At 69.5% G+C, this 1,760-nt stretch carries 2 protein-coding genes; both read right to left on the bottom strand.

All coding sequences use genetic code 11. The features are described from left to right. The coding region (locus ACDELDRAFT_RS22170; RefSeq protein WP_005800958.1) for a multicopper oxidase family protein at positions 1-1,295 on the bottom strand (1,295 nt) is incomplete at its 3' end. A gap of 1 nt (position 1,296) precedes the next feature. Then, on the bottom strand, positions 1,297-1,760 hold a 464-nt coding region (locus tag ACDELDRAFT_RS22165), incomplete at its 5' end, for a TolC family protein (RefSeq protein WP_005800956.1).

Here is a 1,760-nt window from a genome sequence, read left to right as displayed (position 1 = left end):
GTGGCGGCCGGGGCGCCTTGCCATTCAAAGGCCTGGGTGCCGCGTGGCTGCCTGAAGTCGCCGGGGTCGGCATAGCTGCCTGCGGGTTGGTCGGCGCGCACCTTGAGGGTGGTGAACATGCCGCCCATTTCCAGCGGACCGAAGGGGCCGGTGCCCGTCATCATCGGGAAGGTGTTGTCGGGCAGCGGCATCTCCATGGCGCCCATGTCGGCCATGCCGCGCTCGCCCATCACCATGTAGTCGGGCACGATCTTCTGGATCTTGCCGACCAGGCCTTGGTGGTCAACGCCAATCATGGTGGGCACGCCGTGGCCCATGGCGCCCATGGTGTGGTGGCTCTTGTGGCAGTGCAGGGCCCAGTCGCCGGGCTCGTCGGCGATGAACTCGACCTGCCGCATCTGGCCCACGGCCACGTCGGTGGTCACCTCCGGCCAGCGCGCGCTTTTGGGCACGGGGCCGCCGTCGGTGCCGGTCACTTCAAACTCGTGGCCGTGGATGTGGATGGGGTGGTTGGTCATGGTGAGGTTGCCCACGCGGATGCGCACGCGCTCGCCCTGACGCGCCACCAGCGGGCTGATGGCGGGGAACACGCGGCTGTTCCAGCACCAGATGTTGTGGTCCAGCATGGTGTTGACCTTGGGGGTCATGCTGCCGGGCTCCACGTCAAAGGCGTTGAGCAAAAAAGCGTAGTCGCGCTGCACCTTGGCGATCTGCGGGTGTCTGCCCTTGGGGTGGGTGATCCACAGACCCATCATGCCCATGGCCATCTGCACCATCTCGTCGGCATGCGGGTGGTACATGAAGGTGCCGGGGCGGCGCGCCACAAACTCGTACACGAAGGTCTTGCCGGGCTGGATGGCGGGCTGGGTGAGGCCGCCCACGCCGTCCATGCCGTTGGGTAGGCGCTGGCCGTGCCAGTGGATGGTGGTGTGCTCGGGCAGGCGGTTGGTGACGAAGATGCGCACGCGGTCGCCCTCGACCACCTCGATGGTGGGGCCGGGGCTTTGGCCGTTGTAGCCCCACAGGTTGACGAAAAAGCCCGGCGCCACCTCGCGCACCACGGGCTCGGCCACCAGGTGGAATTCCTTGACGTCGGCGTTCATGCGCCAGGGGGCGGTCCAGCCGTTGAGCGTGACCACGGGTTGGTAGGGTCGGCCGGTGGGCGGGTGCAGCGGCGGCGCGGTGTCGGCGCTGGACTGGGTGGCGGGCTCGGGCAGCGCGGCCAGGGCCACGCGGCTGACGGATGCTGCGGCCACGACCGTGGCGGCGCCAGAAAAGAAATTGCGGCGGTTCATGTCAGTGGCCTTGTGGGGTGGTGGACGCTGCGGCGCCGGAGGTCAGGCCCTGCAGCGCGCCGGGTGAGGTGCCCGTCAACGCGAGTTGCAGATCGGTCTCGGCCAGCCAGAAGTCGCGCTGGGCGGCGATGGCGCTGGCCACGGCCTGGGTGCTGTTGCGCGCCTCGGCCAGCATGTCCCACACGCTGGCCAGCATGCCGTTGTAGCGCAGCGTGGTCTCGTCGCTGATGATCTGGCGCAGCGGCACGACCTCGCCCTGCTGCTGGCGCGCCAGGTCAAGCGCGGTGCGGTAGGTGAGCCAGGCGCTGCGCACCTCGCTGCGGGCGCGCACGGCGGTGTCCTGCAACTGGGCGGCGGCCTGCTCCACCTCGGCCCGGGCGCGGGTGCGCGCGGCGCCGCCCCAGTCGAACAGGGGCAGGGGCAGGTCGATTTCCCAGCCGCGCTTCACGTCGCTGCTGCCGGTAT

Origin of the sequence: Acidovorax delafieldii 2AN (assembly GCF_000175235.1) — a bacterium.
Taxonomy (GTDB): domain Bacteria; phylum Pseudomonadota; class Gammaproteobacteria; order Burkholderiales; family Burkholderiaceae_C; genus Acidovorax; species Acidovorax delafieldii_B.
Note: the sequence above shows the minus strand (reverse complement) of the source record. Positions and strands in the feature narration are given on the sequence as shown.